The sequence below is a fragment of the Pseudomonas mandelii genome (assembly GCF_006438925.1).
Lineage (GTDB): Bacteria > Pseudomonadota > Gammaproteobacteria > Pseudomonadales > Pseudomonadaceae > Aquipseudomonas > Aquipseudomonas mandelii_C.
This window is the reverse complement of the sequence record NZ_RCZA01000009.1, coordinates 85,379-109,715: the sequence shown is the minus strand read 5'-3', so window position 1 is coordinate 109,715 and position 24,337 is coordinate 85,379. Positions and strand designations below refer to the sequence as shown.

Genomic DNA, 24,337 nt, shown 5'->3' with positions numbered 1-24,337 from the left:
CCTGCTCGCGATGGCGTCCTCAATGACACACCAAACATCGCCCTGCCGCTCTGGCACGGGCTTTGCGTGCCCGTTCCACACGAAACGTCGTACCCGAAAGTCCAACAGATCAAAAAATAATAAAGACAGCGAGGACTTATGACTTCTACTACACAGCTCAAACCCACACTCGGCACCCTGCATTTATGGGGCATTGCCGTCGGCCTGGTGATTTCCGGTGAATATTTCGGCTGGAGTTACGGCTGGGGCACCGCAGGGACCCTGGGTTTCCTCGTCACCGCGTTAATGGTGGCGACGATGTACACCTGTTTCATCTTCAGCTTCACCGAATTGACTACCGCGATTCCCCACGCGGGCGGGCCGTTTGCCTACAGCCGGCGGGCCTTCGGTGAGAAAGGCGGACTGATCGCCGGCATCGCCACCCTGATTGAGTTCGTCTTTGCGCCCCCGGCGATTGCCATGGCCATCGGCGCCTACCTCAACGTGCAATACCCGGAACTGGACCCCAAGATCGCCGCCGTTGGCGCCTATTTCGTGTTCATGGGCTTGAATATCCTCGGCGTCAGCATCGCCGCGACGTTTGAACTGGTAGTCACCGTGCTGGCGGTCGCCGAATTGCTGGTGTTCATGGGCGTCGTTGCGCCGGGCTTCAGCTTCAGTAATTTCGCGCTTAACGGCTGGTCGGGCGCCAACGAGTTCACCATGGGCTCGATTCCCGGCATCTTTGCGGCGATCCCCTTCGCGATCTGGTTTTTCCTTGCGATTGAAGGCGCGGCGATGGCGGCCGAAGAAGCCAAGGACCCGAAACGTACGATTCCCAGGGCTTATGTCAGTGGCATTCTGACCCTGGTGTTCCTGGCCATCGGCGTAATGGTGATGGCGGGCGGCGTTGGCGACTGGCGTCAACTGTCGAACATCAACGATCCGTTGCCTCAGGCAATGAAAGCCGTAGTCGGCAACAATTCGAGCTGGATGCACATGCTGGTGTGGATCGGCCTGTTCGGTCTGGTGGCGAGTTTCCACGGGATCATTCTCGGCTACTCGCGGCAGTTCTTTGCGCTGGCCCGGGCCGGTTACCTGCCTCGCAGTCTGGCCAAGCTCTCGCGTTTCCAGACTCCGCACCGGGCGATCCTGGCCGGCGGCGTGATCGGCATCGCGGCGATCTACAGCGACGGCCTGGTCAACCTGCAAGGCATGACCCTGACGGCTGCAATGATCACCATGTCGGTATTCGGTGCCATCGTGATGTACATCATCAGTATGCTGAGTCTGTTCAAACTGCGTAAAACCGAGCCGAACCTTGAGCGCACCTTCCGCGCGCCGGGTTATCCGATCGTGCCGGGAATTGCGCTGTTTCTGGCGGTGGTGTGCCTGGTGGCGATGGCCTGGTTCAATACGCTGATCGGGTGCGTGTTCCTCGGCTTCATGGCGGTCGGTTACTTGTATTTCCAATTGACCGCCAAGCAGCGCTTCGACGCGCCGGCGGATGCGATGCTCGAAGGCGTCTGAGTTGCACCGGCGCCGGGCCTGTTGCCCGGCGCTTGCCATATTGAAGTGCACGTCGCCCCCTGTAGGAGCTGCCGAAGGCTGCGATCTTTTGATCTTGTTTTTAGGAGGCAAGATCAAAAGATCGCAGCCTTCGGCAGCTCCTACACATGTTAGCCGTGAGTTTGAGTCATAAATAGAATCAGGAGGACCCCGTCCCATGGCCGCATTTGCCCATTCCGTCGGCGCCCAGACCTATCGCTTCGAGAGTCTCAAGGACGTCATGGCCAAGGCCAGTCCGGCGCGCTCCGGGGATTTTCTCGCCGGCGTCGCCGCCCTCAACGATGGCGAGCGTGTGGCCGCGCAGATGGCCCTCGCCAACATCCCGCTCAGCCACTTCCTGCAAGAAGTACTCATTCCTTATGAGTCCGATGAAGTCACCCGACTAATCATCGACACTCACGACAAACAAGCCTTCGCCGCCGTCAGCCACCTCACCGTCGGCGGCTTTCGCGACTGGCTGCTCAGCGATGCCGCCGACGAACAGAGCCTGCGCGCCCTCGCGCCAGGCCTGACCCCGGAAATGGCCGCCGCCGTGTCGAAGATCATGCGCGTGCAGGATCTGGTGCTGGTCGCGCAGAAAATCCGCGTGGTCACCCAGTTCCGCGGCACGATGGGCCTGCGCGGCCGGCTATCCACCCGCCTGCAACCCAACCACCCCACCGACGAACCGGCCGGTATCGCCGCGAGCATTCTCGACGGCCTGCTGTACGGTAACGGGGACGCGATGATCGGCATCAACCCGGCCACCGATAGCATCGCCTCGATCTGCGCCATGCTGGAAATGCTCGACGCGATCATCCAGCGCTACGAAATTCCTACACAAGCCTGCGTGCTGACCCACGTCACGACCTCCATCGAGGCGATCAATCGCGGTGTTCCTCTGGACCTGGTGTTCCAGTCGATCGCCGGCACCGAAGCGGCGAACGCCAGTTTTGGTATCAACCTGAACGTGTTGCAAGAAGGCTACGACGCCGGATTGAGCCTGAATCGCGGCACGTTGGGGCAGAACCTGATGTATTTCGAAACCGGTCAGGGCAGCGCTTTGTCAGCCAACGCCCACCACGGCATCGATCAACAGACCTGCGAAACCCGCGCCTACGCCGTGGCGCGCCATTTCAAACCGTTTCTGGTGAACACCGTCGTAGGATTCATCGGCCCGGAATACCTCTACAACGGTAAACAGATCATCCGCGCCGGCCTCGAGGATCACTTCTGCGGCAAGCTCCTGGGCGTACCCATGGGTTGCGACATCTGTTACACCAACCACGCCGAAGCCGACCAGGACGATATGGACACCCTGCTGACCCTGTTGGGCGTGGCCGGGATCAACTTCATCATGGGCATCCCCGGCTCCGACGACATCATGCTCAACTACCAGACCACTTCGTTCCACGACGCGCTTTACGCCCGCCAGACGCTGGGCCTGAAACCGGCGCCGGAATTCGAACAATGGCTGGCGAGAATGGGCATTTTCACCCAGGCAGACGGCAAGATTCACTTCGGCGACAGCCTGCCACCGGCCTTCCGCCAAGCGATGGGGCAACTGGGATGAGTGTTGAAATGGATAAACCACCTGCTGATCCAGAGAACCCGTTACTGGAACTGCGTCGCCTGACACCGGCACGGATCGCTTTGGGTAGAACCGGCACCAGCATGCCGACCAGCGCGCAGCTGGATTTCCAGTACGCCCACGCTCAGGCACGGGATGCGGTGCACTTGCCGTTTGACCATACGGGGCTCAGCTCACAACTGGCTGAACGCGGGCGTGCCAGTTTGTTGCTACACAGCGCCGCTACGGACCGGAACAGTTATTTGCAACGCCCTGATTTGGGGCGAAAGCTCAATGATGAGTCGGCTCAGACACTGCGCGATTACGCATTGGCCAATCCTGGCGGTGTCGATCTGGCAATTGTCGTTGCCGATGGGTTGTCGGCGCTGGCCGTTCATCGCCATACCCTGCCGTTTCTGACGCGGATGGAAGATCAGATTGTGAATGACGGCTGGTCCGTCTCACCGGTCATTCTGGTGGAACAGGGTCGGGTCGCCGTAGCCGACGAGATCGGTGAGCTGCTGGGTGCGAAAATGGTGGTAATCCTGATCGGCGAACGCCCTGGCCTCAGCTCCCCGGACAGCCTGGGGCTGTATTTCACCTACAATCCAAAGGTCGGGCTGACGGATGCCTATCGCAACTGCATCTCCAACGTCCGACTCGAAGGCCTGAGTTACGGCATGGCGGCACACCGTTTGCTGTATTTGATGCGCGAGGCCTGTCGGCGGCAGTTGTCAGGGGTCAATCTGAAGGACGAAGCCCAGGTTCTGACACTGGAGTCGGACGCAGGAGCGGACATGAAAGGTAATTTCCTACTGAGTCTGCCGGATGCCTGAACCGTTTCCGCATTGCGTTTCTGATTCAGTTTCAGGCAGGATCGAAACACGGCTGCCCGAGTGAGAACCGTTCGCCGTCACAGTACGTGAAGACAGCCACTTGAAGACGAGACCTACCATGCGGATTATTCAAGCGACCCTCGAACACCTGGACCTGTTGACCCCGTTGTTCGTCAAATATCGCGAGTTTTATGGCTCCCTGGCTTATCCGGACTCGTCCCGGGCGTTCCTTGAAAAGCGCCTGCGTCGCAAGGAGTCGGTGATCTACCTGGCCCTGGCCGATGACGACAGCAACAAACTGATGGGTTTCTGTCAGTTGTATCCCAGCTTTTCGTCCCTTTCGCTGAAGCGTGTGTGGATCCTCAACGACATCTACGTCGCCGAAGAGGCCCGCCGCCAATTGGTCGCCGACAATCTCATCCGCACCGCGAAAAAAATGGCCAAGGAAACCAACGCGGTACGCATGCGCGTTTCCACCAGCAGCAATAACGAAGTCGCGCGCAAAACCTACGAATCCATCGGATTCAAGGAAGACACCGAGTTCAAGAACTACGTGTTGCCGATCAGCGACGAGCTCTGATCCGCCTCAATACCTGTGGGAGCGGGCTTGCTCGCGAAGGCGGCCGGACATTCACCATTGATGTCGACTGACAGTCCGCCTTCGCGAGCAAACCCGCTCCCACAGGTCCACACCAACCGTTGATCCTGTCGACATCCCCCGCTACAAACTCAACGCGTTTTTCACTTCTCAGCCCGTATAATGCCGAGCTTCCGCGCTTGTAAGAAAAACTACACCCGCTTGTAGGCTTACATGAAGTCATCCGCACGGGTCTGCTGAGTCGGACCATCACCACAGGTGCCCCCCATGGATTTCAACCCGCTCGACATTATTCTGCATCTCGATGTGTACCTCGATTTGCTGGTAAACAACTACGGGCCATGGATTTACGCCATTTTGTTCTTGGTGATCTTCTGCGAAACCGGCCTGGTGGTAATGCCATTCCTGCCGGGCGATTCCCTGCTGTTCATCGCTGGCGCAGTAGCCGCCGGCGGCGGCATGGACCCGGTGCTACTGGGTGGCCTGCTGATGCTGGCGGCAATCCTTGGCGACAGCACCAACTACCTGATCGGACGAACGGCCGGCGAGCGTTTATTCAGTAACCCGAACTCGAAAATCTTCCGCCGCGACTACCTGCAACAAACCCACGACTTCTACGACAAACACGGCGGCAAAACGGTGACGTTGGCGCGTTTCATGCCGATCATTCGCACCTTTGCACCGTTTGTCGCCGGCGTGGCCAAAATGCCCTACCCGCGTTTCTTCGCCTTCAGTGTTTTTGGCACGATCCTCTGGGTGGGCGGCCTGGTGACCCTCGGTTACTTCTTCGGCAACGTACCGTTCATCAAAAAGAACCTGTCGCTGCTGGTAGTGGGCATCATCCTGCTGTCGCTGGTACCGATGATCATCGGCATGATCCGCAGTCGCCTTGCTAACGCCGCGTCCAAAGCCCAATCGCGCTAACTCACGATGTGGTCCCTGAGCGCCTGGCATCGCCGGCGCACCTTGGCCAAACACCCGATTGCCGACGACATGTGGCAGCGGGTGCGTCATCACTTGAGTTTTCTCGATGGCCTCAGCGCCGCTGAAGACCGGTGGCTGCGCGAAGCCAGCGTGCTGTTCCTCCATGACAAACACCTGACCGCCCTGCCCGGTGTCGAACTCCACCAGGAGCAGCGCCTGCTGCTTGCCGCCCAGGCGCAATTGCCGTTGCTACATCTGGGCGATCTGAACTGGTATCAGGGTTTCCACGAAATCGTCCTCTATCCCGACGACTTCCTCAGCCCCCAGCGCCATCGCGACGCCAGCGGTGTCGAGCACGAATGGGACGGCGAACACAGCGGCGAAGCCTGGCAGCAAGGCCCGATCATCCTCGCGTGGCCCGGCGTGATGGCCAGTGGTGGCTGGGAAGGCTACAACCTGGTGATCCATGAGCTCGCGCATAAACTCGACATGCTCAACGGCGACGCCAACGGCCTGCCGCCGCTGCACGCCGACATGCGGGTCAGCGACTGGGCCAAGGTCATGCAAGAGGCCTACGACGACCTTGATCGGCAACTGGACCGCAATCCCGACGCTGACACCGCCATCGACCCGTACGCTGCGGAAAACCCGGCCGAATTCTTCGCGGTCACCAGCGAATACTTCTTCAGTGCCCCGGATTTGCTACACGAGGCGTATCCTCAGGTCTATGAGCAACTGAAGCTGTTTTATCGTCAGGACCCGCTAACCAGGCTTCGGCAACTTCTAGCCGAAGACCCGGTCTATCAGGCACGCGACTAAGGTCTACACGACCTCTGGTCCATAGCAACGGCGGCGGAATATGCCTATAATCGCCGCCACTTTTTGGTCAATCCGGCCAAGTGTTTTTGGTCAACTAACGGGGGCACCGCCCAATGAGCTACAGCAAGATTCCGGCTGGCAAAGACCTGCCGAACGACATCTACGTCGCGATCGAGATTCCGGCCAACCACGCCCCGATCAAATACGAAATCGACAAAGACAGCGATTGCCTGTTCGTTGACCGTTTCATGGCCACCCCGATGTTCTACCCGGCCAACTACGGCTTCATCCCGAACACCTTGGCTGACGACGGTGACCCCCTCGACGTGCTGGTCGTGACCCCTTACCCGGTTGCTCCAGGCTCGGTCATCCGCGCCCGTCCAATCGGCATCCTGCACATGACTGACGACGGCGGCGGCGATGCCAAAGTGGTTGCAGTACCACACGACAAGCTGTCCCAGCTGTACGTCGACGTGAAAGAGTGCAGCGACCTGCCTCCATTGCTGATTCAGCAAATCGAGCACTTCTTCGCGAACTACAAAGACCTCGAAAAAGGCAAATGGGTGAAGATCGAAGGTTGGGGCGACTCAGAAGCCGCTCGCACCGAGATCATGAAGTCGGTTGCTGCCTATAAAGGCTGATAGCCGCTTCTCATGAACGGCTATAACGAAGAACCCCGGTTGATCCGGGGTTTTTTGTGGGCGTTTGAATATCATGTTCAACAGCACATTTAACGGGTAGGCAAACCGGTTTTTTCTTGTTTAATTTTTACAAAAGACGTCTTACATCAGGACTTAAATTTCACGCCAGATTTGAACGTTTTGTTGAATCAAAGCCTTATGCCGCACGGCTAGACTCGTGTTTATGAAAAAGAACAAAACCTGCGGCCCACGATTCAGAATGCTCCTGAAAGAGTTAAAAATCACGACAACGAGATTTGCCGAATTCCTGGGTATTTCCGATCCTCAAACTGTCCATAACTGGTATACCCGCGGAGTTCCTGACTACCGCATGGAAGATGTCGCCAGAAGACTGTCCGTGAACACTGAATGGCTGAAAACCGGCGAAGGACCGCAAGACGCCAGGGAATTGCATCTGATCGACGCATCCGGCAACACCTTCGACGCCCAGTCAATCCGGGGCACCTATCGGGTCATCGACCCGGTCGATATCGAACTACCCTTTTACAAAGAAGCGGCCACTGCCCCCGGCTCCGACAAAACCCATGTCATCAAAGACCCCAGCGAATCGATCCGCCTGCCGCGCAGCGATCTTGATTCCCTGGAAATCAACCACGCCGATGCCATCTGCGCCCGCATGGTTGGCAACAGCATGGCCGAAAGAATTGAAGATGGCTCCATCGTCGCCATCGACCGCGGGCTCACGCAAATTGTCGACGGAGAGATTTACGCAATCGAGCACGACGGCATGTTGCGCATCAAATACCTGAGCCGGGTACCAGGCAACGCGATACGCATGCGCAGCCACAACAGCTCCGAATACCCGGATGAAGTCTTCAGACCTCCGCAAATCGAAGAACAAAACATAAGGGTGCTGGGATGGGTGTTCTGGTGGTCGACCCTGAATAAACGCAGGCCGCCCGTACCTTTTCTGTAAACACATAACGTTGTAGCAGCTGGCGGAGCCTGCGTTCGGCTGCGGAGCAGTCGTAAAACCATGCAACGTGGTGAATCAGACAGACCGTGCCTGCAGGATTCACGACTGCTCCGCAGCCGAACGCAGGCTTCGCCAGCTGCTACACGTAACCGCAATCGCTCTAGGTCGCACACCATGCTGGGAATTCCCCCAAAAAATCAGTATGCTGCGCCCCACATTTGCGCATAGACCCGCCTCGCGGCGGAGAATCGCACCGACAAGGCAGATGATTTTCTCGCCGAGTCCCACAGCCGGACGCAAGATCCGGGTGTACGTTTTGAAGGCTGGCGCGGTTTACCAAAAATGAACCAAGCCAGTCCCCGAGAAGCCGGCCACAAGCCGGCTTTTTAATGCCTGCGTTTTGAGTCAAGGTCACCATTCAAGCAATTGGTCAGCAACCTGCTGACCAATTTAATAGTCTCAGCACTGCTGAAACTATTTCCCTCACGGATAACTAAACCCCTTAACCAACGTCAATTCCCCCACCGCCCGCATCGGCACCAGAAACGTCTCCATCTTCTCGTTCGGCGTCCCTTCCTCCGTAATCACCGTTACCTGGGCGGTCGTCAGCGGCTGAACCGCCTCCTCCTGCCCCTCATCATCACTGCGATACCCGCCCCCAAAGTAGTTCACATAGACGAGGTATTGGCCTTTGATCGGCGCCGGCATGGCGAATATTTCCGGCCCATAGCCCGTCGTCACGTCAACATCGAGCGCCGCGCCATTGGGCGCAACACGATCGCCGTACCAGATGTGCGCGCCGTCGGGGGTGATGAGGTGCAAATCCAGATCCGTGCCATCGCTGTCCCAGGCCAACAAAACCCGCAACTTCGCCGGAGTGGCTCCGCCGCGGGCGTTGAGGAATTGCGTGCGATGCCGTTGCTGGCCATCGGGGCTGCGGACTTCGACGCTGTTGCTGCCATTGGGGAATGAGAACGGACGATCAAAGCGACCCGCGGGGTCAATCTTCAGTGGCATGCTGACGCCGTTGACGATCAACCGGCCCGGCTCACCAGACTTGGGCGTCGCGTTGATTTGCCCGGTGATGCGTGCAGTGTTGGCCTGCCCCACCGGGGTGTTCACCGAGGAGGCCGGGTAGTTGACGATCTGGCGAAAGTTTTCGCCTTCGCCTTCAGGCGCACCGGTGCGCCAGCCGCCAACGGGTGTATCGAGTTTGGCGGCGAACGTCGTCGGCCATACGCAAAAAGAGCAAAGGAACAGGAAGACCTGTGGATAACGGAGTTTCATGGCCTATTCCAGCAAGAGGTGGCGGGCGAGCCCTTCGATGTAGGTTTCATCCTGGCCGTTGGGGTGTGCTTCGAAGGCCAGGTGCAGGTATTCGTGGGTCAGGTCGAGGCGGTCTTGCAGCGACAACACGCCGCGCACGTAGAGGCGCTGGCGTTCGCGGTCGACATAGGGGCGGCCGAAGGCCAGACGGCAGACGGCGAAGGTGCTGACTTCGTTGTAGCCAACCTCGTTTTCCAACCGCGGACGCCAGCCGAGGCGTTGGTTCAGCAGCCAGTCTTGCGCGGCGGGGAGCGCTTCGCAGGAAGCGACTGGATTGTCCCAGCGGCTGAGGCTCGCGCGGGGGTAGGCGTGTAGCAGGATGGCGTCGTAGCGTTGGCCGGCGTTGGCTTGTTCGACGGCTTGCTGCCAGGAGAGCTTGTCCGGGCCGGGCTGGTCGGAGTGGTAGGTGACGGTGCTGCCGGCGAGGACCAGGTCGCTGGTCCAGGCGGCGATGTGGCGTGATTCGGCCGTGGCTGGACGTGGTGCGACGCGTTGCCGGCTGCTGCTGTCGTCGATGCTCAGGCAGTCGCCGTGGCGGGTGGCGTTTTGCAGCAGATACGTGCGGATGGCGATGGCCAGGGCTTTGGCGGCCTCGGCGGGTTCGGGTCTGGCTTCGCGTTGCAGGACGCGGGCGACGTATTCTTCGCGGTCCAGACGGGCGATCAGTGTGTCTTTCAGCAAAAACAGTTCGCCGTCGCTGTGGATATCGAGTTGGTTGCCGTTGGTGAATTCGACGCGGTAATCGCCCAGCAAGGGCCCGGACTCAACAACACGATCCCCCGCCAGAACGCGCCCGATGGGATAGCGTGAAAACAGCCCCACCTCGACACACCGTCCCGCATCCAAAGGCCAATCCACCGGCAACACCGAAGCCAACGCCCCACCGTAGTGACGCAAGACCATTTGACTGGTCCCACGCCCACCCGCCCAAACCGGCGTGCCATCCACTGTCCACCCGGCAAAACCACCCTGACGCGACGAAGGGTCCTGATCCCCCAACCAGCTCCAGGTTTTCACCCGCAACCGGCCACCGAGTTCGCCCACGACATTGCCGTCAGCCGCATTCAACACCACATCCAGCAACACCCGCCGCGCTTGATCCTGCGCCGGCATCACGGCCAGCATTCGCAGCAACTCAGTCACTGAAACTCGCGTGGAAGGCTGCAACGAAGCCAAATCCAGCAACCACTCCGGTGCCTGCCGCGCCTGCCAATACGTGCGCCAGTCAGCGCCAGCAATGCCCAACCGCTGCGGCTCAAAGTACAACCCGCACGACTTCACCAAGGCCTGATCGCGCTCAATCTTGCCGCCCGCCGTGCAGCAGTAAACTTCCTCTTTCGACTGACCGCGACATTCATAAGCCGGCTCATGGGCATTGGTATCCAACAGCCAGCCGTACACAAACAACTTCCACACACTGCCCAACGGCGTCTGCACATCAGCAGGCAACGGCTCGCGCGCGATCACCTGGGTCCGGCTCAACGACAGTAACTCACCTTTAAAAGCCAGCCGCAGCGGCTCCTCCTGCGCTGTCGCCAGCGCAGGAATCAAGCACAGCAGCCACCAGACCAGAGGTCGGGTCATGTCAGTTGACCGTGACCTGGCCGAGGGCCGGTTTTTGCTCTTGCGCCTGATGCTGTGGCGCATAGACCTGAGTGAAACGCACCGGCGGCAGGTTGAACTGGCCCTTCTGCGAGAAGCGCACCAAATGACGCAGACGCAATTCACCACTCAAGGCATCAACCGGAATGGCATAGGCCATCTGCCCCGGCTCGAAACGCGCCTTCTCCAAAGCGGACGGTTCAGTGCCGGCCTTGCCCATGAGCTTGATGCCCCACGTGGTGCGCTCGACATCGGCGCCCGGTGGCAGCGGCACTTCGAGCATGCCGTAGCGCAGCGGTTTCGCGGCTTTGCTGGTGATGATCACTTCGTCCAGATACAGGCTGTCGCTGGACAACGGATTGGTGCCGACCGCTTCCAGTTTGAAGGTGAAGGCTTCGTCGCCCGGCACCAGACGCGACAGGCGACGGGTGATGGTCACGGCCATCGGATCAACCAGCGGTTGTTTGGTCTGGAAGCTCAAAGCCGCTCGCAACGGACGCTCTTGCACTCCGGTCAGCGACAGCACTGCTGGCACTGGCGAAGCCCCCTGCCACGTCCAATAAGTCTCCCCGGTATCACCGTATTTTTTCTTCCAGCCTTCACCCGGTGCCAGTGCGACAGTGGGCGAAGCCTGCTCGATGCTGCGCTGCAACCAGGTCAGCGCCAATGCGCGTTCCAGGGTCGATTGCTGTGGCAACAGTCGTTGCAACAATGCTTGCGCGTGAGCCTGATCGAAGGCTTGCAGCGACAGGTTCAAGGCTTCGGCAAACGGCTGCGAGCTCACGGCCAGACGTTGTTGCGCATCCGCCAGTTGACGATTGAATGCATCCGGCAGAATCACCTTCGATTGCTTCGCCAACGACGCCGTCAGCGCACGAGCGGCCGCCAGACCCAACGCCGAATCCGGATCGCTCATGACGATGCTGTCTTCGCCATCGTCCATCAGGTTCGCCGCATTGCCTTCGCCCGCTTTCGACAGATCCTCCATCAAACCGCTGAGCAAGGTGTTCACCGGCAATTGCATCTGTTTGGCGAACGACAGAATCAACGCTCGCTGCAACAGCGGCGTGTTTTGGGCCTGCTTCGAATAGACCTCCAGCACTCGCTGCCAATGCTCCGGCGGCAGGCTCAGTTCCAAGGCTTTGCTGGCGTGCCAGTCGGCGTAGTAAGCGTAAGCAGTGAGGAACGCATCCGGTTCACCGTCCATGCCCCACCATGTGAAGCTCGCCGAAGGCCCCGCCATTTGCACCAGGCGCAGACGGCTGTTCTGCATGATCAGGCGCAAGCGATCGCGAATCTGCGGATTCGACGACAAGGTCGGATACGCGATGCTCAGCGGCAGCAAACGACTGGCCGTTTGTTCGACGCCGCCGTACGGATAACTCAACAGATCGTCGAGTGCCGAGCGGAACAGCGCTTGCGGACTGTCATCCAGACGCAGACGAATATCCGTCGCGTCCGCTGGCAGGGTCAGCGGCGTATCACCGCTAGCCACGTCCAGGCTTTGGCTCTGAGTCACCTGCCAACCTTCGCCGGTAGCGATCAGCCGCACAGCCAAGGCATCAGCCGTTTTTCCGTCCTGCACCAGCTCAGCCGCCCACTCGCCACTGGCCAACGCGAACGCTGGCAGCGCGATGTAGTTGATGCCGTTGTTCAGCGTCACGGGGACGCGTTGTTCGGCGCCAGCGTAATGAATCACCAGCTCAGCCTTGACCGGTTTCTCGGCCTGACTGAAAGCGAACACGCCGAGATCCGGTTTGTCGCCTGTGCGGAATTTGGTCGGGCCGCTCCACTTCAGGTACAGCGGTTTTTCCGAGCGTACGAATTGCTTCTTCTGCCCGACCTGACCGTCATCGGCGATGGCCCGGGCGGTGATGCGCCAGCGGGTCAGCGAGTCCGGCATCTTGAAGGTGAAACGGGTTTTGCCGCTGGCGTCGGTGATCAATTCCGGCTGCCACGCGGCAGTGTCGACGTCTTCACGACGCGGCCGCTCCAGCACTTTCACGCCCCGCTCGCTGCGATTGGCTTTGCCCGGCGCGCCAGGGCTGCCCGGCAATGCCACGTCGTAGCTGATGAACGACAGACTGGCGCTGGTGCGCACGTTGTTGCGGCGCGGGTGGTAGAAAAACTGGTCGATGGTCGGCGCGACTTCCGGTTGCAGCGCGTAGACCATTTCGTCCACCACGCTGACCGTCAGGTGCGCTGGAACAGGCTTGCCAGCGAACTGCGTGGTCAAGTCCACCGACACGGTATCGCCCGGCTGATACGCCTCTTTGTCCGTGGCAATCGCTACGTCGATTTGCGGCGCGATCACTTTGATACCGGCGTTCTGGAAGCTGTACTGACCGCCCTTGGTGTAGAGCACGGAGAACGTCAGGTTCGGCGCAAAATTGTCCTTCACCGGGATCCGCGCGCGGTATTGGGTCTCGCTGAGTTTTTCCATCTTCAGCCAGTCGCCGCCCTTGGACAGCAGCGCTGTGGCCTCGACCTTGTCGCGCTCCAGCGACAGCAGTGCATCGCTGATCGGCTCAGGGAACGTGATCAATGCCAGGGCTTCGTCGCCCGCCTTGTACTCGGGTTTATCGAGGACGATTTCCACGGTGCCCGGCACGGCTTTGACGCCGTCGCCCGTGACCGAATGACCGGTGGCGCCCACCACGCGGCCATGGTCATCCTTCAACGTCAGGTTGTAAGTACCCGGACGGTCGAAGGCCAAGGTGAAACCTTTGTCTTTCGCGGCGAGTTTGCCTTCGCCGGTGCTCTGGTCTTCCAGGCGCACCCAGCTATAACTGCTCGGCGTGACCGCTTTGCTTTGCTCGCTGCCGCCTTCATTCAAATAACTGAACGCAACCTTGTCGCCCACCGCGCTAAAACGCTGAGGCACGCGCAGGCTGAAACTCGCCGCGCCGCGATCGATGAGGATTTCCTTGGTGGTCTTGACCCGATACGCCGCGCCATCACTGGCGAACACGGTGAGCATGTAGCGACTCGGCTTCTCGGCCGCCGGCAGATCCAGCGTCGCGTTGCCCTTGGAGTCGGTGGTCAGTTCGGTGCTGGTCAGCTCAACCGGGAATTGCCCGAGGTATTGCAATTCGTTGTCGACCATCGACAGTTGTTGAGCGCGCAGGCTCAGGCTCAACTTGGCATTGGCCACCGGTTTACCGTCCGGGTACAGCAGCACGAGGCTGCCCTTCACGGGTTCGCCGGTGCGGTAATCCTGCTTGGCCAAATTCAGGGAAATTTCGAAGTGCGGCTTGATGTATTCGGCAACACGGAAGGCGCTGCTGTAGGCCTGATCCTTGTAGCTGAAACGCAGCTCGTAACCGCCCGCTACCGCGTTATCCGGCAACTGGAAACGGCCTTGAGTGCCGGCCTTGGAATCGAGTTTCAGCGCCAGCGATTGCAGCGCCGTGCCGGTGGCATCGAGCACGGTCACGTTGACGTCGGCTGCAGTCGGCAGCACAGAGTCGCGGGCGTTCTTGAACTCGCGACCAACGATTTTCAGCGACACCCAATCCCCCGGCCGATACAGCGGCCGGTCGGTGAAGGCATAGAGTTTGGTGTCGTAGATTTCGCTGTCGTAATAGAAGTTTTCGGAGACAAACACCCCGCCCTCTTCGTCCTCGCCAATCACGAACGAACGCTCAGGGCTGACGTGTTTCAGACGCAGCAAACCATCGGCATCGGTGGCGCCACTGCTCATCACGCCGAGGCCATCGGTCCACAGCACATTCACCTTCGGCACCGAACTGCCTTCGTGTTTGCGCGCGGCCCACACCAGCAATTCATCACCGGCAATCTTGCTCACGGCCACGGTGTTGGAGACGAAGACCATGGTGGTCGCACGGTACTTACCGATCAGCGCTTCCACCAGGTACAGACCCGGTTTCAGATTGCCCAACGGGATGTACACGTTGCCCGGTGCAACACTGACGAACTCACTGGAAGATCCGGCCAGGTTCACGCCTTCCGGTGGCTGGATCGGTTTGGCTTGCCACAGCGGATAGCGGAATTGGCTGACCACCGGCAAGCCCGGAATCAGCGCGAATTGCGGCTGAGCATCGTAGGGCGTTGGCGCGACCATCGCGGTGCCCATCTTCAGCTCAGGCACTTCTTCGGTGACTTGCTTACGCGATTCATAGGAGAACGCGCGCTGCATCACCCGACGGGATTTGCGGTACCAGTTGTCCCACAGGTACGCGAGGGTGTTCGACAGGCCTTCACCCTTGAACTGGCCGTCGCTGACCACGCGGTGCAGGTTCTTCTGACGCTTGAGGAAATCCAGCGGCTTGTCGATGCGGTACACGCGAATGTCGGCGCCGCCGTAAGGCTCCATGCGGAACCGACGATAATCGCGACCCGGCGCTTCGAGGCGAACCATCGCCTGTTCGTCGCTGGCAAAACTGCTGTCGGCCAGCAGGAAAAAGCTTTCACCGGCCACCGGCGTGTAGCCACTCGGCTCGACGGTGTCTTCGGCGTTGACCGCCGAAACAGGCAGCACCAAGACCAACAGCAGAGACAGAAAGCGCAGCATGCGGGCACCGATCATTGGGAGAGAAAATTCAGTCGATAGACGCCGATGAAGTTGGGGTTGGCTGCGTCGGGTATCCATCGGGTGTCCTTCCATGTCATGAGTTGCTGCAGGCTTGCGGAGCGCATGCCGTTGTCAGTCGGGGTGGTGGTGCCGGTGTGATAGGCGATGTAGCGGCCCATCCAGATCATCAGGTGCTGGTCATCGCCCTGATCGAAAAACATCAGGTCGCCGGGCCGGGCTTGCGCCAGATCGCGGCCGATCAAATGACTGTTGAACTGAATCAGTTTGATTGCGTTGACGTACGGCCCGACCTTGCCGCCGCCCTGCTGCCATTGCTGGGCGAGGCCGCGTTGGGCCTCGCTCAGTTGCAGCTCTGGCGGCAGATAACGGTTGGACAGGCCATTGCTGCGCAGCCATTTGTCGTCGTGGACTTTCAGCGCTTCGTTGGCGGCGAAACGGACCAGGCCGGCGCAGTCCTGCTGATACCAGCGCGGGCTCGGGCCTTGGGTCAGTTGTTCCTGGGCGATGCGCACGAACCAGGCGCGGAACACCTGGGATTGCTGCACGTCCAGCGGCGGCGCCTCAGTGGCAAAGGCTCGGGTGCCCAGTAGCAACGCCAGCAGGCCGAGGCCTCGGATAAGTGCTGTCACAGGGCTTTCCATTCCAGCGGCAGCCACTGCCAGTGGCCGTCGGGTTCGCTGCCTTCCGGCAAGGTCAGGGCGTATTTGCCGTAGCCGCCGAGCTTGCGCAGTTTCGGGATCAGGTAGGTCTGCGCGGCGTTGTAGAACACCGGCTCCATGTCCTGCGGCAGGCTATCGAGGGTTTCCTGTTGCATCAGTTGCGCCATCGAATCCGGACCGAAGTAGACCGGCATCAGCAGGTCTTTCGGCACCACGTCGGCCATCGGCGGGAAGCGTTTGTCGAGGGTGCCGAGGGCTTTGTCCACGAGCTTGTCGTCGAGGGAAAACAGCAGCGTCGAACCGTGGCGCGCCAGGCTGACTTTCATGAACGCCTTGCCGGTGATCGCGTCCGGTTGCTCGGCCTCTTTGGCCTTGTAAGGACCGAAGTTGGAGCTGACCTGACGCTGCCATTGGTGGGTTGGGCCTTCCTGTTTCTCGATCACCGGGAACGCGTGCTCTTCGACGTTGCCTTCGTAGGCGCCGACCATCGAGCCGAACAGGTTGCCCAGGTCGCCGTCGAGTTTGGCGCTGTCGTCATCGTTCAGGCTGGCCACCAACAGCGGCGTGTACAACCGCGAATCAGCGTACCAGCACAGGCCCGCGGCACCGGCCATGTGTTCGGTCAGGGCCTGAGCCACCGACTCTTCGGCACCGAGTTTCACCAGCAGCGGTTTTTGTTGTTCGGCGGCGAGCGGCAAGGCGACACAGGCACTGGCGCCCATCGGCATGGCTTGCCAGATCGGCTTGAAATCGAAGTCCGGCTGGTTGTCCAGTTCGTCCATGGCAAGGAAGCTGTGCCAGCCCTTGTCGTCCATGTCGAAACGCAGCCCGGCGAAGTTCGGGATGAAACGCTGATACCCCATGGCCAGAACGCTGGAATTGACCGACAGGCGTTGTTTCACCTCAGGCATGCGCGGTGGCAGGCCGAAGGCTTCGGGGAACAGTTTGTCGCCGTTGAGCAAGGCGGCGATGGCCTTGGTCGAAACGCTGCCCGGCTCTTCCGATAAGCCGCTTTCCGGATCGTAGAGTTTGGTCGGGTTGGACAGCACCACCAGTTTGTCGCCATGGGAGGCGAACACCAGGGCTTTGCTGGCGTTGTAGGTGAGTTGATAGAGCGCCACGTCGTCAGCGCCGACCTTCACGTCGCCGAGCTTGGTCAGCTGTGAATCATCCAGCGCCACTTTGGCCAGCGGCTCCAGCACCTTGGCCAGTCCACCGCGATCCATCACCAACAAAAAGTCTTTCAGGCGACCATCCGCCCCACGCCACAGCGCCACGTCTGCCGGTTGATCGAAGAGCTGCTCGATCAGGCTGTCCTGCAATTTCAGGTCATGTTCGTAAATGATCCGCCGCAGACTGCCGATCAAGCCGAGGCGATCGGCATGCGCTTCGTAATAGAAGACGAAATCTTCAGTCAGGGTTTCCTTGAGGAACGGCACCGCCAGCAAGTCCTTGGGCAACTGGCTCAAGGAGTGGGTTTCAAGCAGACCGTCCGGGCGGCTCATGCCCAGTTTGTCGCTGGCCAACTCCGCCGGCGGCGCCTTGGGTTTGTGCATGAACCAGCCCAACCCGGCCACGACGCCAGCCACCAGGACCAGCCCGACCAGCAGCGCCGGCCAGCGGCGAGGAGTTTTGGCTGCAGGCGTTTCGGCGGCCGGAGAAACAGTGTTATCGCTCATGTTCACAAAACCCGATGTCATCCGTGGAGCGGGATGCTTAATAGTTGAAAGTCTTGACCAGCAGCAGGTCACCGATGGCCCGCAGGGGCACGATGAAGGTCTCGCGTTTTTCGTCGACGGTGTTTTCGTTGAGCACCAGGTTGATCTGCGAGGTGATCACCTCGTTCTGGTTGCTGGTCTCATCGAAGTTATAGCCGCCACTGCCGAAGTTGCCCCAATAGTTCACGTAAACCAGATAGGTGCCATGCATCGGCGCGGTCATGGTGAACATTTCCGGGCCGGGGCCATCAACGCCGTCCGGGTCCAGACCGCCACCGTTGGTCAGCGCCGAGTGAGCCCAGAACGCGTGTTGGCCGTCGGGGGTAATGATGTGCAGATCGAGTTCGGCTTTCGGGTCATCCCAACCCAGCACCACGCGAATCCGCGCCGGGGTGCGCAGGTTGTTGGCTTCATAGAATTGAACGCGCTTGAGCGATTGGCCTTCGGAGCTGCGTACTTCAACGCTGTTGGAACCGGCGCCGAACGCATACGGCCGGGCGAAACGCCCTTGGTCGTCGGTGTACAGATTCAGAGGATTGCCGTTGACGGCCAGGGTGTGCGGCCCTCGCTGAGTGCCGATGTCCTTGAGCTGGCCCTGGATCATGGTGCGATTGCGCTGCACACCGCGATCGATCGGTGGCGTGGGATAGGCGACTTGAGGGTTTTCACTGCGGTCCAGCAGGCCGGAATAACGCCAGCCACCCACCGGTTCCGACACCTCGGCCGACGGCTCGGCCCAGGCAGAGGTCGCACAGACGAGCCCCATCAGCAATAGAAGAAATGAACGCATGTGACGCCTCCTGCCATGCATAACGAAACCTTGCGCCCGATCCTCGGCGCATTACAGATCCAGAAACTGCGTTTCGTCAGAAAGACCCATGACTATCGGGTCGTAGAAGGCGCGAAGATTAGCCATTCGGCGGTTTTTTAACAATCGGATACATCTATATTTGCGGTGGCAATCACGGTGATTGTTGGGCGTGAGCCGAATAGCGAGGTTATTCGGCTCACCAAATGAGCCGAATAAACCGTTCCGTTAAACCGTAATGCGATTTGTAGCAGCTGGCGAAGCCTGCGTCCGGCTCGGGCCGCGTTCGGACGCAGCAGTCGTAAAACCAGAACTCGCGGTACATCAGGCATACCGTGCACGCAGGATTGACGACTGCTGCGTCCGAACGCGGCCCGAGCCGGACGCAGGCTTCGCCAGCTGCTACATAGAGTGTGTTGCGGCTGAAATCAGTGGCCGAAACACCCCGCTGATTTGCCCATACCCCCCATGTCTGCTAGTGTCGCGCCGGTTTAACGTCAACCGGAAATAGCCGCCATGGCCCGCAAAAAAGCTGCACTGGATTTCGAACAATCTCTCGCTGACCTGCAAACGCTGGTGGAGCGTCTGGAGAACGGCGAATTGTCGCTGGAAGACTCGCTGACGGCTTTCGAGCAAGGCATCGGTCTGACCCGCGATTGCCAGGCGGCGCTGGCCCAGGCCGAGCAAAAGGTTCAGGTGCTGCTCGAGCGTGATGGCGAACTGGCCGAGGAACCCTTCGACGCGGATCAGCCAGAATGATTGCAGCGTATTCGGCGACCAGCCAGGCCCGCGTCAATGCTGCACTGGAAACCCTGTTCAACGCGCCGAGCCCTGAGCTCGCGCGTCTATACGAAGCCATGCGCTACAGCGTGATGAATGGCGGCAAACGGGTCCGCCCGCTGCTGGCCTACGCCGCGTGCGAAGCGCTGGGCGGCAAGGCCGAGGACGCCAACGGCGCGGCGTGCGCGGTGGAGCTGATTCACGCTTATTCCCTGGTGCACGACGATTTGCCGGCGATGGACGACGACGATCTGCGTCGCGGCCAGCCGACTACGCACAAAAAATTCGATGAAGCCTGCGCGATCCTTGCCGGTGACGGCTTGCAGAGCCTGGCCTTCAGCGCCCTGCTCGACCCGCGCCTGAGCACCTCGGACGCCGAAACCAAGCTGCAAATGGTCAGTGCCCTGGCGTTGGCGGCGGGCCCGGCGGGCATGGTCGGCGGTCAAGCCATCGACCTCGGCTCGGTTGGCCTCAAGCTTGATCAGAAAGCCCTCGAATACATGCACCGGCACAAGACCGGCGCGCTGATCGAGGTCAGCGTCAAACTCGGCGCCCTGGCCAGTGGTCGGGCCGAGAAAGATGAACTGAAGTCATTGCAGACTTATGCACAGGCCATCGGCCTGGCGTTTCAGGTGCAGGACGACATTCTCGACGTCGAAAGCGATACCGAAACCCTCGGCAAACGCCAGGGCGCCGACATCGCTCGCGATAAGCCGACCTACCCGGCCCTGCTCGGTCTCGATGCGGCCAAGGCTTACGCCCTGGAACTGCGCGATCAGGCCCTGCATGCGCTGCGACCGTTTGACGCGGCAGCCGAGCCATTACGCGATCTGGCCCGCTATATCGTCGAACGCCGCAGCTGACAGCGTATCCGCCAAAAAAGAGCAACGCGTGGGCAGGGGCCGATGCATCAGGTAAACTGCCGCCTCTTCTATACCTATAACGATTCGCCTGATGCCCACGACGTTTCATGAGATTCCCCGCAAACGCCCGACCACGCCCCTGCTCGACCGTGCCAACACGCCGGATGGGCTGCGGCGGTTAGGCGAAGCCGAGCTGGAAACCCTGGCCGATGAGTTGCGCCTGGAATTGCTCTACACGGTCGGTCAGACCGGTGGGCATTTCGGTGCCGGCCTGGGCGTCATCGAGCTGACCATCGCGCTGCATTACGTGTTCGACACCCCGGACGACCGGCTGGTGTGGGACGTGGGTCATCAGGCTTATCCGCACAAAATCCTCACCGGCCGTCGTGAGCGCATGGGCACCCTGCGCCAGAAGGACGGCGTCGCGGCCTTCCCGCGTCGTTCCGAGAGCGAGTACGACACCTTTGGTGTCGGCCACTCCAGCACCTCGATCAGCGCAGCGCTGGGCATGGCCATTGCCGCCCGCCTGCAGAACAGTGATCGCAAGGCGATTGCCGTGATCGGCGACGGCGCATTGACTGCCGGCATGGCCTTCGAGGCGCTGAACCATGCGCCGGAAGTGAACGCCAACATGCTGGTGATCCTCAACGACAATGACATGTCGATCTCGCGCAACGTCGGCGGGCTGTCGAACTATCTGGCGAAAATCCTTTCCAGCCGCACTTACGCGAGCATGCGCGAAGGCAGCAAAAAGGTCCTGTCGCGCCTGCCCGGCGCCTGGGAAATCGCCCGTCGCACCGAAGAATACGCCAAAGGCATGCTGGTTCCCGGCACGCTGTTTGAAGAGCTGGGCTGGAACTACATCGGCCCGATCGATGGCCACGACCTGCCGACCCTGATCGCCACCCTGCGCAACATGCGCGATCTGAAAGGCCCGCAGTTCCTGCACGTCGTCACCAAGAAAGGCAAAGGCTTCGCCCCGGCGGAAGTCGACCCGATCGGTTACCACGCGATCACCAAACTCGAACCGCTGAACGCTCCGGCCGCCGCGCCGAAGAAAGCTGGCGGACCGAAGTATTCCGGTGTGTTCGGTGAATGGCTGTGCGACATGGCCGCTGCTGATCCGCGCTTGGCCGGGATCACCCCGGCGATGAAGGAAGGCTCCGATCTGGTGGCCTTCAGCGAACGCTTCCCGCTGCGCTACTTCGACGTGGCGATTGCCGAGCAACACGCTGTGACCCTCGCTGCCGGCATGGCCTGCGAAGGCGCGAAACCGGTGGTGGCGATTTATTCGACGTTCCTGCAACGTGGCTACGACCAATTGATTCATGACGTCGCGGTGCAAAACCTCGATGTACTGTTCGCCATCGACCGCGCGGGTCTGGTGGGCGAGGACGGCCCGACTCACGCGGGCAGCTTCGACCTGTCGTTCCTGCGCTGCATCCCCGGCATGCTGGTGATGACCCCGAGCGACGAAAACGAACTGCGCAAAATGCTCACCACCGGCCACCTGTTCAACGGCCCGGCGGCGGTGCGTTATCCACGCGGCTCTGGCCCGAACGCGACGATCGAGAAAAACCTCGAGCCGATCGAAATCGGCAAAGGTGTGGTTCGTCGCCAGGGCAGCAAAGTCGCCCTGCTGGTGTTCGGCGTGCAACTGGCCGAGGCGCTGAAAGTCGCCGAGACGCTGGATGCAACCGTGGTCGACATGCGCTTCGTCAAACCGCTCGATGAAGCACTGGTTCGCGATATCGCCGGCAGCCACGAGCTGCTGGTGACCATCGAAGAGAACGCGATCATGGGCGGTGCCGGTGGCGCCGTCAGCGAGTTTCTCGCTCGCGAAAACATTCTCAAGTCGATGCTGCACCTGGGCTTGCCGGACAGTTACGTCGAGCACGCCAAGCCCGCGCAAATGCTGGCCGAATGCGGGCTGGATGAGGCCGGGATCGAAGCTTCGGTGCGTGAGCGTTTGCAACTGCTCAACATCTGACCTTCTGGCTACATACAAAACCCTGTGGGAGCGAGCCTGCTCGCGAATGCGGTCTGACAGTCAATTTAGATGTTGACTGACACACTGCCATCGCGAGCAGGCTCGCTCCCACAATGGTTTTTGTGCCTTTCAAAATTTTGTTCGCTTCAAAGCGCCAACGGGTTGCCCATGAAACTCTCTCCCCTCGCCCTGACGCTGACTATGCTGCCGGCCGGTCAACTGCTGGCCGACACCTTCGAACGCGATCAGGCCCTGAAGCTTCCCGACGTGCTGATCAGCGCCAACCGTCAGGTCGAAGCGCGCAATGACAGCAGCGCCGCCAACACCGTGTTCACCCGCGAAGACATTGATCGTCTGCAACCGAGCAGCGTCACTGACTTGCTACGTCGCGTGCCGGGCGTACAGGTCGGGCAAACTGGTGGGCGCGGGAGTCTGCCGGGGATTTACATTCGCGGCACCAAATCAGCCCAAAGCCTGGTGTTGGTCGACGGCCAACGCATCGGCAACTCCACCTCCGGCGATAGCAACCTGCAACACATCAACATCGAACAGGTCGAGCGCGTGGAAGTGTTGCGCGGCTCCCGCTCGGTGATTTATGGCAGCGACGCGATTGGTGGGGTGATCCAGATCTTCACTCGTCGCGGCGGCAAGCAAGGCCTGCAACCGCGAATGCACGTGGGCTTTGGCAGCAACCAGACCTGGGAACGCAGCCTCGGGCTGTCCGGCGGCGACGAGCAGACCCGATTCAACCTCGGCGCCAGCCTCGATGAATCCGCCGGAATCAATCGCACTCACGAGTCCTATCCCAGCGACGGCGATCATGACGAATACCGCAACAAATCGATGAGTTTGAGCCTGAGTCACGCCCTCACCGACGACATCGAAATCGGCGCCAACCTGCTAGATAACCGTGGCAAAAGTGAGTTCGACAATCCGTTTGGCCGCTTCGACATGGACACGTTCGAGTCAGTCCAGCAGCAGCCCTACAGCGACTTTGCGGTGAGCAGCGTCAGCAGCTACGTCGATGCACGTATCAATGACCTGTGGAAAACCCGCGTCGAGTTCGGCCACAGCGAAAACCGCGAGAAGACGCTCGACAAGCTCAGCGCGGAGCGCAGTGTGTTCAACACCTATCGCGACTCGGTGAACTGGCAGAACGACCTGACCCTCGACGAGCGCAACAGCCTGATCCTCGGCGGCGACTGGTACGAGGACCGGATCAACAGCAGCACGCCATTCGACGAGGACAGCCGCTGGAACCGTGCGGCGTTCATTCAACATCATTACCAGTCGGAGAGTTTCTCCACCGAACTGGGCCTGCGCCGTGATCAAAACCAGCAGTTCGGCGGCCAGAACAGCTGGAGCGGCACCTTCACCCTGCCGCTGAATCCGGACAACGATGTGCTGCTGACCTACAGCGAAGGCTTCCGCGCGCCGACGTTCAATGATCTGTATTACCCCGACTTCAGTAATCCAGACCTGAAACCTGAGACGTCGAAAAGCTATGAGCTGCAATGGCGCAGTCAACTGACCGACACCGCTCGCCTGGAAGCTTCTCTGTACCGAACGGACCTGGAAGACGCGATTATTTTCGGTAGCAACTCACGGCCGCAGAACGTCGCCTCGGCACGGATCAACGGATTCGAAGCGGCATTGAAACAGGAACTGTTCGGCTGGCAGAGCAACCTCGGCGTGGCGATCATCGACCCGCGGGATCGCGACAGCGGCCACACCCTGGCTCGGCGTGCGCGGCGGACCTTGAGCCTGGATCTGGATCGCCAGTTCGACCGGCTAGGGCTCGGCATCAGCTGGCAAGCGGTGAGCAGCAGCTATGACGATGAGAACAATCTGCAGCCGTTGGGCGGGTACGCGTTGCTGGGGTTGCGCAGCAGCTGGGAATTGAATCGTGAGATCAAGCTTGAGCTGAAGGTCGATAACCTGCTGGACAAGGGTTACAGCCGGGCGCTGTACAGCCATGACGACAGTCAGTATGGGTATCGTGAGGAAGGTCGGGTGTGGATGTTCGGGGTGACGTGGACGCCGGAGCTCTGATCTGAAACCAGCGGTGTTTGGGCTGGCCTCTTCGCGAGCAGGCTCGCTCCCACAGGGGGGGGGTGTGTCGCACAAAGATCCAATGTGGAAGCG

Annotated in this window: 19 protein-coding genes; 13 read left to right on the top strand and 6 right to left on the bottom strand. The window is 60.2% G+C overall.

From position 1 onward, the window contains the following. Positions 1-138: 138 nt before the first annotated feature. From eat to EAH74_RS21140, 8 genes are all read left to right on the top strand, one after another. Positions 139-1,509, top strand: coding sequence for an ethanolamine permease (eat, locus tag EAH74_RS21185; protein WP_123367675.1), 1,371 nt, complete (start codon positions 139-141; stop codon positions 1,507-1,509). A gap of 196 nt (positions 1,510-1,705) precedes the next feature. Further along, the gene (locus EAH74_RS21175; protein WP_140680861.1) at positions 1,706-3,100 is read left to right on the top strand and encodes an ethanolamine ammonia-lyase subunit EutB; all 1,395 of its coding nucleotides are present in this window, start codon (positions 1,706-1,708) and stop codon (positions 3,098-3,100) included. 8 nt (positions 3,101-3,108) lie between these two features. Continuing rightward, entirely contained in the window at positions 3,109-3,933 is an 825-nt protein-coding gene (eutC, locus tag EAH74_RS21170; protein ID WP_170206213.1) for an ethanolamine ammonia-lyase subunit EutC, read from the top strand. Positions 3,934-4,051: 118 nt separating this feature from the next. After that, entirely contained in the window at positions 4,052-4,513 is a 462-nt protein-coding gene (locus tag EAH74_RS21165) for a GNAT family N-acetyltransferase (protein ID WP_008153569.1), read from the top strand. Between the two features lie 285 nt (positions 4,514-4,798). Next, positions 4,799-5,455 (top strand): DedA family protein, encoded by a 657-nt coding sequence (locus EAH74_RS21155; RefSeq protein ID WP_056743613.1) that lies wholly within the window; start codon positions 4,799-4,801, stop codon positions 5,453-5,455. A gap of 6 nt (positions 5,456-5,461) precedes the next feature. Further along, positions 5,462-6,274: a zinc-dependent peptidase gene (locus tag EAH74_RS21150; RefSeq protein WP_140680855.1), complete on the top strand. Its 813-nt coding sequence runs from the start codon at positions 5,462-5,464 to the stop codon at positions 6,272-6,274. A gap of 113 nt (positions 6,275-6,387) precedes the next feature. Continuing rightward, a complete protein-coding gene (ppa, locus tag EAH74_RS21145; protein WP_123367670.1) occupies positions 6,388-6,915 on the top strand; it encodes an inorganic diphosphatase in 528 nt (175 codons plus the stop codon). Positions 6,916-7,138: 223 nt separating this feature from the next. Then, positions 7,139-7,891: a S24 family peptidase gene (locus tag EAH74_RS21140; RefSeq protein ID WP_140680853.1), complete on the top strand. Its 753-nt coding sequence runs from the start codon at positions 7,139-7,141 to the stop codon at positions 7,889-7,891. Positions 7,892-8,374: 483 nt separating this feature from the next. On the opposite strand, the gene EAH74_RS21135 is transcribed toward EAH74_RS21140, so the two are convergent. From EAH74_RS21135 to EAH74_RS21110, 6 genes are read right to left on the bottom strand one after another with little or no spacing between them, the layout of a single operon-like run. Beyond that, positions 8,375-9,178, bottom strand: a complete 804-nt coding sequence (locus tag EAH74_RS21135) for a YfaP family protein (protein ID WP_140680851.1) — start codon at positions 9,176-9,178, stop codon at positions 8,375-8,377. 3 nt (positions 9,179-9,181) lie between these two features. Next, entirely contained in the window at positions 9,182-10,801 is a 1,620-nt protein-coding gene (locus EAH74_RS21130; protein ID WP_140680849.1) for a DUF2300 domain-containing protein, read from the bottom strand. A gap of 1 nt (position 10,802) precedes the next feature. After that, a complete protein-coding gene (locus EAH74_RS21125) occupies positions 10,803-15,368 on the bottom strand; it encodes an alpha-2-macroglobulin family protein (protein ID WP_140681144.1) in 4,566 nt (1,521 codons plus the stop codon). Further along, entirely contained in the window at positions 15,365-16,015 is a 651-nt protein-coding gene (locus EAH74_RS21120) for a DUF1175 domain-containing protein (RefSeq protein ID WP_140680847.1), read from the bottom strand. The genes EAH74_RS21125 and EAH74_RS21120 overlap by 4 nt, the downstream gene beginning before the upstream one ends. After that, positions 16,000-17,712, bottom strand: a complete 1,713-nt coding sequence (locus tag EAH74_RS21115) for a DUF2138 domain-containing protein (RefSeq protein WP_140680845.1) — start codon at positions 17,710-17,712, stop codon at positions 16,000-16,002. The genes EAH74_RS21120 and EAH74_RS21115 overlap by 16 nt, the downstream gene beginning before the upstream one ends. A 37-nt stretch (positions 17,713-17,749) precedes the next feature. After that, entirely contained in the window at positions 17,750-18,541 is a 792-nt protein-coding gene (locus EAH74_RS21110) for a YfaP family protein (protein WP_140680843.1), read from the bottom strand. A gap of 15 nt (positions 18,542-18,556) precedes the next feature. Between EAH74_RS21110 and EAH74_RS33625 the strand changes: the two genes are divergently transcribed. From EAH74_RS33625 to EAH74_RS21090, 5 genes are all read left to right on the top strand, one after another. Next, positions 18,557-18,682, top strand: a complete 126-nt coding sequence (locus EAH74_RS33625; RefSeq protein ID WP_275671802.1) for a hypothetical protein — start codon at positions 18,557-18,559, stop codon at positions 18,680-18,682. A gap of 393 nt (positions 18,683-19,075) precedes the next feature. Then, on the top strand, positions 19,076-19,318 hold the full coding sequence (locus tag EAH74_RS21105) for an exodeoxyribonuclease VII small subunit (protein WP_007894317.1): 243 nt from the start codon (positions 19,076-19,078) through the stop codon (positions 19,316-19,318). Then, positions 19,315-20,202, top strand: a complete 888-nt coding sequence (gene ispA / locus EAH74_RS21100; protein ID WP_140680841.1) for a (2E,6E)-farnesyl diphosphate synthase — start codon at positions 19,315-19,317, stop codon at positions 20,200-20,202. The genes EAH74_RS21105 and ispA overlap by 4 nt, the downstream gene beginning before the upstream one ends. A gap of 91 nt (positions 20,203-20,293) precedes the next feature. Further along, positions 20,294-22,192, top strand: coding sequence for a 1-deoxy-D-xylulose-5-phosphate synthase (dxs, locus tag EAH74_RS21095; RefSeq protein WP_140680839.1), 1,899 nt, complete (start codon positions 20,294-20,296; stop codon positions 22,190-22,192). 168 nt (positions 22,193-22,360) lie between these two features. Next, positions 22,361-24,244 carry a TonB-dependent receptor domain-containing protein gene (locus EAH74_RS21090; protein WP_140680837.1) on the top strand — a complete coding sequence of 628 codons (1,884 nt, stop codon included), beginning with the start codon at positions 22,361-22,363 and terminating at the stop codon, positions 24,242-24,244. Positions 24,245-24,337: the final 93 nt, after the last annotated feature.

Bases quoted from the DNA above. Each gene is read 5' to 3' on its own strand.
- eat (WP_123367675.1), top strand. From the start codon at position 139: ATGACTTCTACTACACAGCTCAAACCCACACTCGGCACCCTGCATTTA.
- EAH74_RS21175 (WP_140680861.1), top strand. From the start codon at position 1,706: ATGGCCGCATTTGCCCATTCCGTCGGCGCCCAGACCTATCGCTTCGAG.
- eutC (WP_170206213.1), top strand. From the start codon at position 3,109: ATGGATAAACCACCTGCTGATCCAGAGAACCCGTTACTGGAACTGCGT.
- EAH74_RS21165 (WP_008153569.1), top strand. From the start codon at position 4,052: ATGCGGATTATTCAAGCGACCCTCGAACACCTGGACCTGTTGACCCCG.
- EAH74_RS21155 (WP_056743613.1), top strand. From the start codon at position 4,799: ATGGATTTCAACCCGCTCGACATTATTCTGCATCTCGATGTGTACCTC.
- EAH74_RS21150 (WP_140680855.1), top strand. From the start codon at position 5,462: ATGTGGTCCCTGAGCGCCTGGCATCGCCGGCGCACCTTGGCCAAACAC.
- ppa (WP_123367670.1), top strand. From the start codon at position 6,388: ATGAGCTACAGCAAGATTCCGGCTGGCAAAGACCTGCCGAACGACATC.
- EAH74_RS21140 (WP_140680853.1), top strand. From the start codon at position 7,139: ATGAAAAAGAACAAAACCTGCGGCCCACGATTCAGAATGCTCCTGAAA.
- EAH74_RS21135 (WP_140680851.1), bottom strand. From the start codon at position 9,178: ATGAAACTCCGTTATCCACAGGTCTTCCTGTTCCTTTGCTCTTTTTGC.
- EAH74_RS21130 (WP_140680849.1), bottom strand. From the start codon at position 10,801: ATGACCCGACCTCTGGTCTGGTGGCTGCTGTGCTTGATTCCTGCGCTG.
- EAH74_RS21125 (WP_140681144.1), bottom strand. From the start codon at position 15,368: ATGATCGGTGCCCGCATGCTGCGCTTTCTGTCTCTGCTGTTGGTCTTG.
- EAH74_RS21120 (WP_140680847.1), bottom strand. From the start codon at position 16,015: ATGGAAAGCCCTGTGACAGCACTTATCCGAGGCCTCGGCCTGCTGGCG.
- EAH74_RS21115 (WP_140680845.1), bottom strand. From the start codon at position 17,712: ATGAGCGATAACACTGTTTCTCCGGCCGCCGAAACGCCTGCAGCCAAA.
- EAH74_RS21110 (WP_140680843.1), bottom strand. From the start codon at position 18,541: ATGCGTTCATTTCTTCTATTGCTGATGGGGCTCGTCTGTGCGACCTCT.
- EAH74_RS33625 (WP_275671802.1), top strand. From the start codon at position 18,557: ATGCATAACGAAACCTTGCGCCCGATCCTCGGCGCATTACAGATCCAG.
- EAH74_RS21105 (WP_007894317.1), top strand. From the start codon at position 19,076: ATGGCCCGCAAAAAAGCTGCACTGGATTTCGAACAATCTCTCGCTGAC.
- ispA (WP_140680841.1), top strand. From the start codon at position 19,315: ATGATTGCAGCGTATTCGGCGACCAGCCAGGCCCGCGTCAATGCTGCA.
- dxs (WP_140680839.1), top strand. From the start codon at position 20,294: ATGCCCACGACGTTTCATGAGATTCCCCGCAAACGCCCGACCACGCCC.
- EAH74_RS21090 (WP_140680837.1), top strand. From the start codon at position 22,361: ATGAAACTCTCTCCCCTCGCCCTGACGCTGACTATGCTGCCGGCCGGT.